Origin of the sequence: Arthrobacter sp. NPDC080082, from assembly GCF_040686595.1 — a bacterium.
In the GTDB taxonomy this organism is placed as follows: Bacteria; Actinomycetota; Actinomycetes; order Actinomycetales; family Micrococcaceae; genus Arthrobacter.
This window is the reverse complement of the sequence record NZ_JBFBKQ010000001.1, coordinates 553,950-568,545: the sequence shown is the minus strand read 5'-3', so window position 1 is coordinate 568,545 and position 14,596 is coordinate 553,950. Positions and strand designations below refer to the sequence as shown.

12 protein-coding genes and 1 pseudogene are annotated in these 14,596 nt (G+C 69.9%); 6 read left to right on the top strand and 7 right to left on the bottom strand.

The window, feature by feature from the left end:
- Nucleotides 1-44 precede the first annotated feature (44 nt).
- Complete coding sequence (locus tag AB0O44_RS02630; RefSeq protein WP_364133829.1) at nt 45-737, bottom strand: GNAT family N-acetyltransferase; 693 nt, start codon at nt 735-737, stop codon at nt 45-47.
- A gap of 322 nt (nt 738-1,059) precedes the next feature.
- On the opposite strand from AB0O44_RS02630, the gene AB0O44_RS02625 reads away from it, so the two are divergent.
- Entirely contained in the window at nt 1,060-1,953 is an 894-nt protein-coding gene (locus tag AB0O44_RS02625; RefSeq protein ID WP_364133826.1) for a rhodanese-related sulfurtransferase, read from the top strand.
- A gap of 90 nt (nt 1,954-2,043) precedes the next feature.
- Here AB0O44_RS02625 and AB0O44_RS02620 read toward each other — a convergent pair whose 3' ends face one another.
- The 5 genes from AB0O44_RS02620 to AB0O44_RS02600 form a co-directional block, all read right to left on the bottom strand.
- Nucleotides 2,044-2,574, bottom strand: a complete 531-nt coding sequence (locus AB0O44_RS02620; protein ID WP_290256145.1) for a hypothetical protein — start codon at nt 2,572-2,574, stop codon at nt 2,044-2,046.
- A gap of 75 nt (nt 2,575-2,649) precedes the next feature.
- Nucleotides 2,650-3,642: a putative zinc-binding metallopeptidase gene (locus tag AB0O44_RS02615; protein WP_364133823.1), complete on the bottom strand. Its 993-nt coding sequence runs from the start codon at nt 3,640-3,642 to the stop codon at nt 2,650-2,652.
- Nucleotides 3,643-3,741: 99 nt separating this feature from the next.
- Nucleotides 3,742-5,049: an ABC transporter permease gene (locus AB0O44_RS02610; protein WP_364133820.1), complete on the bottom strand. Its 1,308-nt coding sequence runs from the start codon at nt 5,047-5,049 to the stop codon at nt 3,742-3,744.
- Entirely contained in the window at nt 5,046-5,987 is a 942-nt protein-coding gene (locus tag AB0O44_RS02605; protein ID WP_364133818.1) for an ATP-binding cassette domain-containing protein, read from the bottom strand. Before AB0O44_RS02605 ends, AB0O44_RS02610 begins: the two co-directional genes overlap by 4 nt.
- Nucleotides 5,988-6,110: 123 nt before the next feature.
- The gene (locus tag AB0O44_RS02600) at nt 6,111-6,566 is read right to left on the bottom strand and encodes a hypothetical protein (RefSeq protein ID WP_364133815.1); all 456 of its coding nucleotides are present in this window, start codon (nt 6,564-6,566) and stop codon (nt 6,111-6,113) included.
- Between the two features lie 135 nt (nt 6,567-6,701).
- Here AB0O44_RS02600 and AB0O44_RS02595 point away from each other — a divergent pair, with 135 nt between their 5' ends.
- A complete protein-coding gene (locus tag AB0O44_RS02595; protein ID WP_364133812.1) occupies nt 6,702-7,460 on the top strand; it encodes a TipAS antibiotic-recognition domain-containing protein in 759 nt (252 codons plus the stop codon).
- Nucleotides 7,461-7,511: 51 nt separating this feature from the next.
- Nucleotides 7,512-9,149, top strand: a complete 1,638-nt coding sequence (locus AB0O44_RS02590) for a methyltransferase (RefSeq protein WP_364133810.1) — start codon at nt 7,512-7,514, stop codon at nt 9,147-9,149.
- 21 nt (nt 9,150-9,170) lie between these two features.
- Here the strand turns inward: AB0O44_RS02590 and AB0O44_RS02585 are convergent.
- Nucleotides 9,171-10,415 (bottom strand): annotated as a pseudogene (locus tag AB0O44_RS02585) (MFS transporter); the annotation flags it as partial.
- Between the two features lie 77 nt (nt 10,416-10,492).
- Here AB0O44_RS02585 and AB0O44_RS02580 point away from each other — a divergent pair.
- From AB0O44_RS02580 to topA, 3 genes are all read left to right on the top strand, one after another.
- Nucleotides 10,493-11,143 carry a winged helix-turn-helix domain-containing protein gene (locus AB0O44_RS02580; RefSeq protein WP_364133807.1) on the top strand — a complete coding sequence of 217 codons (651 nt, stop codon included), beginning with the start codon at nt 10,493-10,495 and terminating at the stop codon, nt 11,141-11,143.
- A 38-nt stretch (nt 11,144-11,181) separates the two neighbouring features.
- On the top strand, nt 11,182-11,631 hold the full coding sequence (locus AB0O44_RS02575) for an SRPBCC domain-containing protein (protein WP_364133804.1): 450 nt from the start codon (nt 11,182-11,184) through the stop codon (nt 11,629-11,631).
- 133 nt (nt 11,632-11,764) lie between these two features.
- The gene (topA, locus tag AB0O44_RS02570) at nt 11,765-14,500 is read left to right on the top strand and encodes a type I DNA topoisomerase (RefSeq protein WP_364133802.1); all 2,736 of its coding nucleotides are present in this window, start codon (nt 11,765-11,767) and stop codon (nt 14,498-14,500) included.
- The last annotated feature ends 96 nt before the right edge of the window (nt 14,501-14,596 follow it).

Sequence of the window (14,596 nt, the reverse complement as noted above, 5' to 3'; positions counted from 1 at the left end):
TTGTTTCACCCGGGCTCAAATCGGGTCCCGGGCTCACAAGGGGCTCACCCCACCGAGAGGTCGGCCCCTTCGTTGGACGAGGAGAGCATCAGGACATGGCAGACCGTCGTCCACCCCAGATGCGAGTAGAGCTGCTGGCCGTCCAGGGACGCCAACAGCAGCCCGGCCTCGACGTCATGCTCAAACGCCTGCGCGGCGAGGGCCCGCATCACGAAGCTGCCCAGGCCGCGGCGTTGAAAACCGGGTTCGGTCACGATCTTGTCGAAGACGGCGGTGTGGTCGGCGACGAACACGCGCCCGCTGGCCGCGACCCGGTCACCGGCGTAGACGACGGCGTGGTGGACACCGCCCTCCGTCGAGGGAACCCAGCGGAGGTCGTCGTCGGGCAGCCACGGGTCCTCGGCGTCCTGGGTTTCCATGTCCACGACCATCATGGTTTGGGACTGGGAGGTGACGTTCAGCCCGTGCCGGGCGGCCAGCCCGGCGTAACGGTCCACGTCGTTGGTGAGGATGGTGAGGATCCGGGCCGGCGCCTCGGCAGTCCTGGCGGCCAGGGCGGAGAACTCGTTGTCGGAGGGATCGTGCGCGAAAAACTCCCAGTCCCCGGTCGAGTCCGCGCGGAGGACCGAGGGAAAACGGCCCTCCCGTCCGGTCTCGTAGCTACGGCATCCGGCCCAGCCGGCGACCCAGACCTCCAGGAGGTGGGTGGTGTCTTCAACCATCGCGTCCAGACTCATGGGATGAGAGTATTCCAGCCCCGCCGCCAGCAACAGGGTCCGGCCGGGGAGCGGGTGCTTGCTTACGCAATTGTGACCCGGGTGTCGGTCCGGCGCCGCGGCCGCCCCGGTCCCGGGCGTCCTGCCACGCGGATGGGGCTCGCTAATCGAGTGGGTCCCGGACCCCCTCCCACGTTGGCCGGGCGCACCTGCCGCCCTCATCACAGGACCCCGTGATGAGGGTCCCGGCCCCGCACTACGAGGGCCGCGGGCCACTGTCACGAGGTGCGTGGACCACGCCCGGCAGGGTGGCCGCACTGCAAAGCCCAGTACGCTTAAAGGCGTGGCTTTGAACAAAATCGTCCTCTTTTACGGCTTCACCCCGGTGCTCGACCCCGAAGCGGTGCGCCTCTGGCAGCGCGCCCTCTGCGAAAAACACGGACTCACCGGCCGCATCCTGATCTCCAAGGACGGCATCAACGCCACCGTCGGCGGCGAGATCGGGGCGGTCAAGCAGTACGTCAAGGCCACCCGCGAATATCCGGGCTTCCGCGGCATCGACGTGAAGTGGTCCGACGGCGGCGCCGAGGACTTCCCCCGGCTCAGCGTCAAGGTCCGGGACGAGATCGTCTCCTTCGGCGCGCCCGGGGAGCTCACGGTGAACGAGGACGGCGTCGTCGGCGGCGGCACGCACCTGGCCCCTGAGGAACTGCACACCCTCGTGGAGGCGAAGAGACAGGCCGGCGAGAACGTGGTCTTTTTCGACGGCCGGAACGGCTTCGAGGCGGAGATCGGCCGTTTCAAGGACGCGGTGGTCCCCGACGTCGCGACCACCCACGACTTCATCCGCGAACTGGATTCCGGCAAGTACGACGCGCTCAAGGACAAGCCCGTGGTCACCTACTGCACGGGCGGGATCCGCTGCGAGGTGCTCTCCAGCCTGATGGTCAACCGCGGCTTCAAGGAGGTCTACCAACTCGACGGCGGGATCGTCCGCTACGGGGAGGCTTTCAAGGACCGCGGCCTCTGGGAAGGCTCGCTCTACGTCTTCGACAAGCGCATGCACCTGGAATTCAGCGACGAGGCGAAGACCATCGGCCGCTGCGCCCGTTGCGAGGCGCCCACCAGCAAGTTCGAAAACTGCTCCAACCCCAGCTGCCGCACGCTGACCCTGTACTGCGCGGACTGCGCCTCGGACCCGGCCACCCTGCGCTGCCCGGACGGCTGCCCCGCCTGACCGCGGGCCCGCGAAGACGCGACGCCGACGCCGACGCCGACGCGACGCCGACGCCGACGCGACGCCGGCGACCGCACCACTAAGCAGGCGTCACAACCGCCCCACCCGGTAGGCGAAATTGGCCGGGGCAAGCGCCTCGACCTTGACCGTCAGGACTGAGTCAGCGGCCAGCTGCACCACGGTGACCCGGGAGGAGCCGCAGCGCAGGCTCAGGTCCACCAGCGCGCTCTCCTTGTCGCTGATGGTGAAGGCCACCCGGCGGGTGCTCCGGCACGCCAGCGACAGGGCGTAGGTTCCGGCCGGGAGCCGCTCGGTGGCCTCGGTGCGGTCCGCCCCGGCGTCGAGCAGCCCGGCCCGGGACTGGAAGATCTGCGCGGTGGTGGCCGGCAGGATTTCCCGGGCCCACTGCTCAAGCTCCGCCCCCATCACCGGGCGGTTCAACGCCGGGTCACGGCTGATCGCGCCGCCGGTGGGCGTCACGGGGCCGGTCGCCGTCGTCCGGCTGCCATCGTCGTACTGGTACTCGCAGCCGCTCAGCCCGCAGGCCAGGGCCGCGGCGAGAGCGACGGCGGCGGGGCGGCCACGCGGGCGCCGCTGCGTCGGGGCCGGCGCGGTGGGCATAATCCGACTCTAAGCCCGTGGAACGCCCGGCGGCCAGAGCGCGGACGCCACCCGGAAGAACGCGCCCGGAGGCCCTTACCGGGACGCCGCCGCGGAGCACACCCCGGCGATGAACTCCAGTTTCTCCAGCACCGTCGGTGACAGCACAAACGGGTACAGGTCCTCCTCGCCCATGCTCCGGTTGATTTGGTTTAGGGCGATTGCGAGCGGCAACCACTCGATGTCCACCGTTTCCCGGAAGGACCTGCCGTCGGCCGCGGGGATGAGTCCGTATTCGCGGGCGGTGTCCAGGGTGTCGCTGATGTGCAGATAGTGCGCGAAGGTCTCGGCGAAATCCTCGTAGGGGTGCATGGTGGCGTAGCGGGAGATGAACCGTTCGTTCCACTCCTTTGGTGCGCCCTCGCTGTAGTGCCGGTCGATGGCGGCCTGGTAGTCCTCGGTGTCGTCGCCGAACAGCCGCCGGGCCGCCGCGGTGGTGTCCCGGTCGGCGAAGACCAGCACGGTCTCGAAGTAATGGCCCACCTCGTGCCTGAAGTGGCCCAGCAGGGTCCGGTACGGCTCGTCGAGTTCGTTGCGCATCCGTTCGCGGTAGCCGTCGTCGCTTTCGGCCAGGTTGATGGTGATGACGCCGTCGGCGTGGCCGGTCACCACGTGCTCGTGGGCGCTGGAGAGCAGGTCGAAGGCCAGGCCACCGTCGGGATCATCGCTCCGGGGCACGATCGGCAGCCCCAGGGCGTCGAGTTCGGCCACCAGCTGGCGTTTGGACCGCTCCGCCTTAACGAACTGCGTGAGGCCCTTCGCGTCGTCGTCGTTGGGCCGGGTGCGGGTGAGTCCGCAGCTGAAGCACTCACCGCCGCGCTCTGCGGCGAGCCAGGTGCAGGCCGCCAGCCCGGCGTGGGCGCACGGGAACCAGTGGGTGCCGGCGTCGTCCCGGTATTCGCCCGCCGCGTCGACGGCGACGACGGCGCCGCGGGGCCGGAAGTAGGCCAGCCGGGCGCCGCAGTGCAGGCACTCCTGGTTCTCGACGTACACGGCCGAGCCGCAGGAATCACAGGAGTGTCGTTTCACCTCCCGATCCTACGCTCCGGACCGGGGCCAGGTGGTCGGGGGCCCGCGGCCCGGGGCCCGCAGTCCGGGGCCCGCGGCCCGGGGCCCGCGGCCGGAGGGCTACTTTCCGGCGGCCTGACCGCGGCGCCGGAACGTGCCCGCGATGGAGAGTTTGCCGGAGTACTGGATGGAGCCGTACCGGAACAGGTGCGCGGCCAGCCGCAGGATAAGGACGCCCACCACGAGGAGTTCCACGATGATGATCACCGACTCCAGCGGGCTGAGGGTGCCGAATGCGTTCCGCAGCAGGCCCGTGACCGGGGCGGACATCGGGAAGTAGGTGAAGACCTGCACGATCGGTGCCTGCGGGTCGGAGATGATCAGGCTGATCGCGTAGAACGGCACAAAGATCAGCGCCATCAGCGGCCCGAAGATGGTGCCGGCGTCCTTGGTGGTGGGCATGACGGCGCCGATCGCCACCAGCACGCCGGTGAAGACGGTGAAGCCGCCCAGCAGCAGGAGCGCCCCCACCACCATGGGTCCGGGTTCGAAGGTGATGGTGGACAGGTCCAGGGCCGGGAGCGCCAGCTTGTCGCGGAAGAACAGGAAGCCCACGGCCACCGGCGTCAGCAGCACCAGGATCTGCACCGCGCCCACCATGAACAGCGCGGCCACCTTGCCGATGATCAGGGTGGTGGGGTTCAGGGTGGTCAGGATCATTTCTGTGACCCGGTTTTCCTTCTCCTCCAGGGTGCTGCTGAGCATCTGATTGGAGAGCAGGATGATCGAGACGTAGAAGATGACCAGGAACATCAGCGGCGGGATCGCGGAGCCGATGCCACCGGTCAGGCGGCCGTCCTTGAAGGTCTGCGCCTCGGTTTTAACGTCGCCGCTGGCCGCCGCGGTGAGCTGCGGGGAGCCGACGGCGGCCTGCGCCGAGACGGTCAGCAGCTGCTTGGCGACGGCGTCGTACTTGCCGTTCTCGAAGATGCCCCGGTCCGCGCCGTAGATTTTCACCGTCTGCGTCGCCGGTTCGGCGGGGAACGCGAAGTAGGCGTCGCTGCGGCCCTGCTTCACGTCGCGGATGGCCGTCTCCGCGTCCGACGCCTTCGTGCCCCCGATGGCCCGGGCGATGGTGTCCGAGACCAGCCGGGAGTCATCGGTGTAGGTGAAGGAGAAGGACGCGGTCTTCTGCGCGTCGGAGCGGGCCTCGGTGGAGGTGTTGCTCAGGTAGACCAGGGCGAACACGATGGCGATGACCACCGGGATGGCCAGGGTGGCAATCCAGAAGCCGCGCTTCTTCAGCGTCCGGGTGAACTCGAACGCGATCACGGTGCGCAGGTTGTGCCGGGCGAAGGGCCGGCGCGGCGGGACCGGGGCGGGGGCGGCCTTGGCGGGCGCCTCGGGGAGGGTGCTGTGGTGGGTCATCGGGTCCGGGCCTCCGCTAGTTCGTGCTGTTGGCCGTAGACCTTGATGAAGACCTCATCCAGGGACGTCCGGGCGCTGGTGAAGGAGCGGACCGCCACTCCATGGTCGATGAGTTCGCGCAGCACGGCCGCCTCGTCCGTCCCGCCGCGCGGCGAGAGTTCGGCGTTCCCTCCGGCGTCGCTGACGACGTCGTAGCGCGCCGACGCGGGCAGGGTGCCGGAGTAGCTGAGCCGGTAGCGGGTGCCGCCGAACTGCTCCTGGACCTCGGAGACGGTGCCGTAGGCGCGGGCCGTGCCGTCCTTGAGCAGGATGACCCGGTCGCAGAGCCGCTCCACCTCCTCCATCTGGTGGGTGACCATGATGACGGTGGCGCCGGAGAGTTTTTGTTCGTCGATGATGTCCATCAGCAGCCGCCGGTTCACCGGGTCGAAGCCCTTGGTGGGTTCGTCCAGGATCAGCAGCTCGGGGTCGTTCATGATGGTGACGCCCAGCTGGACCTTCTGCTGCTGGCCGCCGGAGAGCTTGTCCAGCCGGGTGGCGGCCTTGTCGCCGAGGTCCACCCGGTCCAGGTACTCGCGGGACCACGCCCGGGCGCGGGACTTGTCCAGGCCCTTGAGCCGGCCGAAGTACACCATGACGTCCAGCACGGATTCCTTTTTATAGAGGCCGCGTTCCTCCGGCAGGTACCCCAGCCGGGCGCCGTCGCGAGGGCTGAAGGGTTTCCCGCCGATGTGCAAGGTGCCGGCGGTGGGCTGGTAGATGCCCAGTAGGGCCCGCAGCGTGGTGGTCTTCCCACTGCCGTTGCTGCCTAGAAAGCCGAATGTTTCCCCGGCCCGGACGTCGAAGGACAGGTCACGGATGACCGTCTTCTCGCCAAAGTCCATGCGGAAGTCTTGAATATGTACCAGCGGCTCCGGTGCCGCGCCCCCCAACGTCATGCGGCCATTTTAGCCGCCGGCAGCCGACGTGAGGTGCCGTAGGTTCCCCCGGCGTGGCCCGCGCGAGCCTTGCAGGCCCAAGCACGGCAGGCCGGCCCGGCCGCCCTAGGGTCAGGCCGGGGGTCAGGCCGCGGGGGTCAGCTGGTACGCGTAGATCAGCGGCGCGTCGACGCTGGAGGCGCTGATCGCCACGGTCCCGGCGGCCGGGACCTTGATGGTGGCGGCCTCGCGACTGCCGTTGCAGGCCGCTCCCGCCTCCGCCAGCTGTTTGCCGTCCAGGCTGACGGCGAAGAATTCCTTGCCGCCGCCGTCGCAGCTCATGGTCAAGGTGTAGGTGCCGGCCCCCAGGGTGGCGCTCTGCACCACGGGGGTGCGGTTGAGGATCTTCCCCGCGTCCGAGAGGACGATCCCGCTGGCGGAGGGCAGTGCCGTGGCCTTCCATGCGTTCGCATCCGTTGATTCCACCGACGTGACGGGCGCGCAGGCGGAGGCGCCGAGGACGACGGCGGCGCCGGCTGCCGCGGCGTACGCCCCGTGGAGCAGGCGGCGCGGGACAGGCATCGGGGAAGCAGTGGGCATGATTCCAACTTACCGGGTCCGCAGCAGGACCGATGGCCGCCGACCGCACCCTTGAACTTGACGCGGCGTCAAGATTTATCCTCGAAGAAACGGCCCGGCAGGGCCGTCGGGAGGGACCAAGTGGAGGGAACCGGCATGGAATGGTCCGTGCAGCAGCTGGCCAGGCTGGCCGGCACCACCAGCAGGACGCTTCGGCACTATGACGCTGTCGGCCTGCTCAAGCCCAGCCGCACCGGCGCCAACGGCTACCGCTACTACAACCACGCCGCGCTGCTCCGGTTGCAACGGATCCTGCTTCTGCGGGAACTGGGGCTCGGACTGCGGGCGATCGCCGACGCGCTGGCCCACGAACAGCAGGCCGAACGCGCGCTCGCCGGGCATCTGCGCTGGCTGGTCCAGGAACAGGACCGCCTGGCCCGCCAGATCGCCTCGGTCCGGCGCACCCTCGAGGCAGTGACAAAAGGAGAGGACATCATGGCAGAGGCAATGTTCGACGGATTCGATCACACCCGCCACCGGGCCGAGGTCGAGGAACGCTGGGGCAAGGAGGCCTACGGCCGGGCGGACGCCTGGTGGCGGGGAATGGGCGGCACGGACCAGGACGCGTGGAAGCGGGCCGCCGAACAGCTCAGCGCCGACTGGCAGGCCGCGGCGGAGTCCGGCGGGGCCCCGGACAGCCCGGCGGCCCAGGACTTGGCCGCCCGCCACGTCCGCTGGCTTGCCGCCATCCCCGGAACCCCGGCGGCGGACGGCGGCGCCGGGCTGAAGGCCTACATCCGGGGCCTGGGGGAGCTGTACGTGGCGGATCCGCGGTTCGCCGCGAACTACGGCGGTGCGGCCGGTGCGGCCTTCGTCCGGGATGCGCTGCGGGTGTTCGTCGAGGGGCAGCCTTAGCCCGGCCGGTGAGCTAAGCCGGAGGTCCCGGGCCGCGCCTAAACTTGACCGGTGACCTCCTCGACTCTTTTCACCGCCGGCAACACCCCCGATGCCCCGCGCAGCGACCTCCCGGACCTGACCGAGGCCCTCGCCCGCGACCTGCTGGCCATCGGCTACACCGTCGACGGGGTCGCCGCGTTCCTCGGTGAGGCCGCCCACGCCGCCCTGGCCCGGGACCAGCTCATCCCGGCCCTGATCGCCGTCGACGACGCCGTCGCTGCCGACCCGGCCGCCGCCGCGCTCGCCGCCGTCGTCCGCCTCTGGCTACTGGCCGAACCGCAGACCGCTGCCGCCCTCGACGCCGCCCTGCCCTCGGTGGGCGCCGCCGGCCTCGGCGAACTCGGCCTCGTGGAAGGGGCGGAGGATGACCTGGTCCGGGCCCGTGTGGACCTGCGGCCCTACGGCTGGGACCCGGCGACGGATGAGGAAGGGCAGCCGAACGGGGGCGCCGACCTCTGGGTAGCCAGCGACCTGGCCGCGCACCAGAGCCCCGGCGTGCTGCGCCGCGACCATGTGCTCGGAATCGGCCAGGCATCCACCACCCTGGTCCAGGTCACCGCCCGGCGGCACGTGGCCCGGGCCCTGGACCTCGGTACCGGCTGCGGCGTCCAGACTTTCCACCTGCTCCACCACGCCGAGCACGTCACCGCCACGGACATTTCCGACCGCGCACTAGCCTTCACCCGCTTCAACCTGGTCCTCAATGCCCGGGAGCTGCACCTGGACCCAGAGGACCTCGGCGGCCGCGTCACCCTGCGGCGCGGGTCGCTGCTGGAACCGGTCGTTGGGGAGGAGTTCGACCTGGTGGTCTCCAACCCGCCGTTCGTGATTACCCCGCGCACCGCGGGGGAATCGACGGCGGACCAGTTCACCTACCGCGACGGTGGCCTGCCCGGCGACGAGATCGTCGCCGCCCTGGTCCGGGACCTCCCCTCCGTCCTGGCGCCCGGAGGCACCGCGCAGATGCTGGGCAACTGGGAAGTCCCGGCCGGCCAGGATTGGTCCGCCCGGCCGCAGCAGTGGGCCCCGGAGGACGCCGATGTGTGGTTCATCCAGCGCGAGCAGGTGGGTCCCGAGCAGTACGCCGAAACCTGGCTGCAGGATGCCTCCGAGGGCCGGGACCGGGACCTGTACCGCCGTTCCTACGCCGCCTACCTGGACGACTTCGCCTCCCGCGGCGTCACCGCGATCGGCTTCGGCATGATCTTCCTGCGCCGCCCTGCCGCGGAAGCAGGACCGGTGCTGCGCCGCTTCGAGGAGATCACCTACCCGATCGAGCAGCCCGTGGGGCCGCACCTCGGGGCGGCGGTGGAACGTGCCGACTGGCTCGCCGGCCACGACGTCGAGGCGGCGCACCTGCTCGTGGCCGACGACGTCACGGAGGAACGGCACCAGCGGCCCGGCGCCGAGCACCCCGGCGTGATCCTGCTGCGCCAGGGTGCCGGCCTCCGCCGCACCAACCTGTTGAGCACGGAACTGGCCGGCTTCGTCTCAGCGTGCGACGGCGAGCTCACCGCCGGGCAGATCGCCGGGGCGCTCGATGCCCTCCTGGGCGGGCACGAGGGCCACGACAGCGGCACCTTCCGGCAGGGGCTGCTCGACGACGTCGCCAACCTGGTCCGGGACGGCTTCCTGATTCCTGCCTGATTGGGTCCCGACTGATTGTTCCGTGCCCGGGATCCGCAGGACCACCACCGCCACGGCCGCCGCGACCAGCACTCCCGCGGTGCCCGTGGCGAAGAAGTTGGTGCGGACCGGCAGCGCCGCACCGAGGAGGCCGCCGAGGGCCAGCGCCGCAATTGACACTGCCCGCGTCATCCCGCCAAGGATCGCCATCGCCTGACCGCGCCCGGTCTCCGGAATCCGGAGGATGGTGATCGCCCCGAAGCAGGCGTTCAGGACGCCGCACGCCGCGCCGGTCGCGGTGTAGGCGGCAAACAGCCACGCCACCGTGGGCACCAGGGCCGTCGCCCCAAGGAGGGCCGAGGTCAGCACCATCGCCGCCAGCAGCGCCCGGAGCCGGTTCCGTCCGTTCCCGATCCGGCCGGCGACGGCCGCGCCGGCGGCCATGCCCAGCCCGAAGGCCGCGGCCAGCAGCCCGTACTCCGCCTCGCTGGCGCCCAGTTCGCCGCGGGCCAGGAACACTTCGAGGACGTTGGTGGCCTCGCCGGCGACGATGAAGAACATGGCGCCGAGCACCAGCGCCCACACCAGGACGTCCCGCCGGAGCAGGCGCAACCCGTCGAGCAGCGCCGGGGCAGGCCGCCCCGCGCGTTCGGCGGCCGTGCCGCGCCGGGTGCGGATCAGTAGGGCACCGGCTCCCATTGCGAGGTAGCAGCCGCCGGCCACCGCCACCACCAGCCCGGGGCCGCCCCAGCCGGTCAGCAGGCCGCCCGCGGCCGGCCCCGCCATGCCGGCGATCATGGTGGTGGCCTGCATGGTGCCCACGGCCTTGGGCGTGCGCTCCTCGCCAACAATCCGGGGCAATAGGGCCTGCCAGGTGGGGCCCGCCACGGCCTGAGCCGCGTCCAGCAGGAAGGTCATGGCAAACAGCAGCGGAAGGTTCAGGGCACCCTCCCGCAGCCCGAAGGCCATCCCCGCCACCGCCGCGGCGCTGGCCAGGGATGCCGCCGTCGCCAGCGTGCGTGAATCCCGGGTGTCTGCGAGCCGCCCGGCCCAGGGGGCCAGGAGGACCAGGGGCAGGGCCGAGCAGGCCAGGTAGGCGGCCACCAGCCACGGCCCGGCGCCGGGACCGTTGCCCGCGGACTCCGCCTGGAGCCGAAGCATGACGGTGACGACGACGGCGCCCATGCCGACGGCGGCGAAGAAGCGGGAGCCACTGGCGAGCAGGAAGTCGTGGTTGCGCCACAAGGGGCCGGCCGGCCCGGAGGCTTTATGAAGTGTTTCTTTCATAACTGGACCATAGATCCGCGCTGGGTAAGTGTCAAGCATTCCTTTCATAGTTTGGAAACCGTCGCTAGACTGGGGGAGTGAAGACAGAGAACCCGCCGGCGGATTCCGCCGAGGCGCCGGCCGGCAAGCGCAGGCCGCGCCCGGAACAGAAGGTGGAGATCACCGACCCCAAGGCCATCCGGGCCCTGGCCCACGCCGCGCGGCTGGAAGTGATCTCGGAGCTGTACTCCACCCAGGTCAGCCGCACCGCCACGGAGCTTGCGGCACAGACCGGTCTGACCCCCAGCGCCATGAGCTACCACCTGCGGGCCCTGCAGAAGTGGGGGATCGTGGTGCCCGCGGCCACCGCCGGGGACGCACGCGAGCGCCGCTGGAAGGCCGCCGGAACGGACTTCACCATCAAATCCGGCGGCGGACCGGCTAGCCCGGAATTCGCCGTCCTGGATCTGGAACTGGACGCCTACCGCCGACGGGTCAAGGCGCACGCCGAGGCCCGGGATGAGCAGCGGCGGCGCGGCGAATCCGGGGAACCGCCCGCCTCGGTGGTGCTGGCCAGCAACTTGCTCTATCTCACGCCGGCCCAGCGTGCCGAGCTGACGGAGCGCATCTTCGGGCTGCTGCGCGACTACGAACTCGAGGCGCCGGACGCGATCCCGGACGGGGCCGTCCGGATGGCCACCATGTGGTCGATGATTCCCGACGACCGCGGCGGCCCCGCGGCCATTTGAAAACTCCCTGAAAGCCCCCAACGAACGGAAGAGTGTCCGTGACCGCACCGCTTGCCCCCATCCACGTGGACGAATACCTGCCGCACCCGCCGGCGGCCGTCTGGCGCGCCCTGACCGAGCCGCCCCTGATCGCCGACTGGCTCATGGACAACAATTTCGAACCGGTCGTCGGGCACGACTACATCATGCGCGGGACCCCGGTCCCGGCCGTCGGCTTCAGCGGCCTGGTCGCCAGCCGTGTCCTGGACGTCCGGGACGGGCGCCTGCTCCGGATCTCATGGCGGGACGCTGAAGCGGGGAACGACCTGCAAAGCACCGTCACCTGGACCCTCGCCCCGGAGGGAACGGGGACGCGGCTGGCTATGGTCCACGAGGGATTCGACCCCGCGGAGCCCAGCCACGCCGTCGCCCACCGCATCATGGCCGGAGGCTGGCAGGGCCACCTGCTGACACGGCTGAAGGAGACCCTCGGCCGCATCGCAGCCTAGCCTCACAGCAGCGGCGGCACGGGTCCGAAGCCGCCGCGCATTTGTGCATCAATGCGCGGTATTCCGCAAAATATGGTGAACTAGGCGGATATGGGCGGTTCTGCCCGAGCAACCTTTTTTCTGTAGGAGCACCGTGCCAAGCAAGGCCCCCACCGGCAAGAAACTCGTGATTGTGGAGTCTCCGGCCAAGAGCAAGACCATCGCCAAGTACCTGGGCGAGGGCTTCATTGTCGAGGCCTCCATCGGTCACATCCGTGACCTCCCGCAGCCCTCGGAGCTCCCCGCGGAACTGAAAAAGACCTCGGTGGGCAAGTTCGCCGTCGACGTCGACCACGACTTCAAGCCCTACTACGTGGTCTCCCCGGACAAGAAGAAAAAGGTCGCCGAACTCAAGGCCCAGCTCAAGGGCGCCGACGCGCTCTACCTCGCAACCGATGGGGACCGCGAGGGCGAGGCCATCGCGTGGCACCTGCTGGAGGTCCTCAAGCCCAAGGTCCCGGTGTACCGGATGACCTTCGGTGAAATCACCAAGGAAGCCATCCACCGCGCCATGGACAACCTGCGCGACGTGGACCAGGACCTGGTGGATGCCCAGGAAACCCGCCGCGTGCTGGACCGGCTCTACGGCTACGAGATCTCCCCGGTGCTCTGGCGCAAGGTGGCCCGCGGGCTCTCCGCCGGCCGCGTGCAGTCCGTCGTGACCCGCATGGTGGTGGACCGGGAACGCGAGCGGATGGCCTTCAAGGCCGCCTCCTACTGGGACCTGACCGGCCAGTTCGGCACCGACGCCGGAACGGCTTCCTCGTTCAAAGCAAAGCTCGCGTCCGTGGACGGCTCGAAGGTCGCCAGCGGCCGGGACTTCAACGACGACGGCGAACTCACCGCCCGCGGCGTCGTCCACCTGAACCAGGAACTCGCCCTGTCCCTGGCCTCCGGCCTGCAGGAGGCGGAATTCCGCGTCCGCTCCGTCGACACCAAGCCCTACACCCGCCGCCCCACCGCGCCGTTCACCACCTCCACCCTGCAGCAGGAGGCCGGCCGTAAGCTGCGCTTCTCCTCGAAGAGCACCATGCAGGTGGCCCAGCGGCTGTACGAAAACGGCTACATCACCTATATGCGTACCGACTCGAACGCGCTGAGCAACGAGGCCATCACGGCCGCGCGGCGCCAGGCGTCCGAACTGTACGGCCCCGAGTACGTCCCGGCCTCGCCCCGCGTGTACAGCGGCAAAGCCGCCAACGCCCAGGAGGCGCACGAGGCCATCCGCCCCGCCGGCGACTCCTTCCGCACCCCGGCGCAGGTGGCCAAGCAGCTCTCCGGCGACGAGTTCCGCCTCTACGAGCTGATCTGGAAGCGCACCGTCGCCTCCCAGATGGCCGACGCCAAAGGTTCGACGGCGACCATCCGCCTCGGCGCGATCGCCACCGACGGCCGGGATGCCGAATTCTCCGCCTCCGGCACCGTCATCACCTTTCCCGGCTTCCTCGCCGCCTACGAGGAAGGCAAGGACGAGAGCCGCGGCGACGACGACTCGGACGAGGCCCGCCGGTTGCCGAATGTGGCCAAGGACGACGTCCTCACCGCAGCGGACATCACCGCCGTCGGCCACGAGACCTCGCCGCCGCCGCGCTTCACCGAAGCTTCGCTGACTGCCGAGCTGGAGAAGAAGGGCATCGGCCGCCCGTCGACCTACGCCTCCACCATCTCCACCATCCAGGACCGCGGCTACGTCCGGAAGCAGGGCTCCGCGCTGGTTCCGAGCTGGATCGCGTTCTCCGTGGTCCGGCTGCTGGAGCAGCACTTCCATGACTACGTGGACTACGACTTCACCGCCGACATGGAAGCGGACCTGGACAAGATCGCCAACGGCCAGGAGGCCGGCCCGTCGTGGCTGAAGCACTTCTACTTCGGCGCCGACGGCAAGCCGGGCCTGCTGAGCATCGTTAACAACCTCGGCGAGATCGACGCCCGGGAGATCAACTCCATTCCGATCACGGACGGCATCACCCTGCGCGTGGGCAAGTTCGGACCGTACCTGGAGAGCTCCGTCCCCACCGTGGACCCGAAGACCGGCGAGGTCGTCGAGTCGGCCCGGGCCAACGTCCCCGAGGACCTCGCCCCGGACGAGCTCACCGCCGCCAAGGCCGTGGAACTGATGGAGACCGCCGCCCCCGAGGAACGCGTCCTCGGCGTTGACCCGCACACCGGACACACGGTGGTGGCCAAGAACGGCCGGTACGGCGCCTACGTCACCGAGATCATCCCGGAGATGACCGAGGAACAGCTGGCCAGCCTGCCGGTGGAGTACTACAAGAACGGCAAGCCCAAGCCGCCGAAGAAGCCGGTCAAGGCCAAGCCGCGCACCGGCTCCCTCTTCGCCTCGATGACCGTGGACTCCGTGACCCTGGACGAGGCGCTGCAGCTGATGAGCCTGCCGCGCGTCGTGGGCCAGGACGCCGAGGGCACCCCCATCACGGTGCAGAACGGCCGGTTCGGCCCATACCTGAAGAAGGGCACGGACTCCCGCTCGATCGGCTCCGAGGAGGAGATCTTCACGATCACCCTCGAGCAGGCGCTGGAGATCTACTCCCAGCCCAAGCAGCGCGGCGCCCGTGCCGCGGTGCCGCCGCTGGCCGAGTTCGGCCCGGACCCGGTCTCGGAGAAGAACATCGTGGTGAAGGAAGGCCGGTTCGGCCCGTACATCACCGACGGCGTCACCAACATCACCGTCCCGCGGAGCACCTCCGTCGAGGAGCTCACCCGGGAACAGGCCGTGGAACTGCTGGCCGAGAAGCGCGCCAAGGGCCCGGTCAAGCGCAAGCCCGCCGCCCGCAAGGCACCGGCCCGGAAGGCCGCAGCCAAGAAGTAGGTCCCGGGCGTCGCGTCCGGCGTCCGGCGCGCGGGTTCGGTGCAGGCCCGCCGTCTGGAAACAGCGACGGCGGGCCGAACCCGCGAGCGGAACGCA

Coding starts and splice junctions, on each gene's coding strand:
- AB0O44_RS02630 (WP_364133829.1), bottom strand. CDS start 737: ATGAGTCTGGACGCGATGGTTGAAGACACCACCCACCTCCTGGAGGTC.
- AB0O44_RS02620 (WP_290256145.1), bottom strand. CDS start 2,574: ATGCCCACCGCGCCGGCCCCGACGCAGCGGCGCCCGCGTGGCCGCCCC.
- AB0O44_RS02605 (WP_364133818.1), bottom strand. CDS start 5,987: ATGACGTTGGGGGGCGCGGCACCGGAGCCGCTGGTACATATTCAAGAC.
- AB0O44_RS02600 (WP_364133815.1), bottom strand. CDS start 6,566: ATGCCCACTGCTTCCCCGATGCCTGTCCCGCGCCGCCTGCTCCACGGG.
- AB0O44_RS02595 (WP_364133812.1), top strand. CDS start 6,702: ATGGAATGGTCCGTGCAGCAGCTGGCCAGGCTGGCCGGCACCACCAGC.
- AB0O44_RS02610 (WP_364133820.1), bottom strand. CDS start 5,049: ATGACCCACCACAGCACCCTCCCCGAGGCGCCCGCCAAGGCCGCCCCC.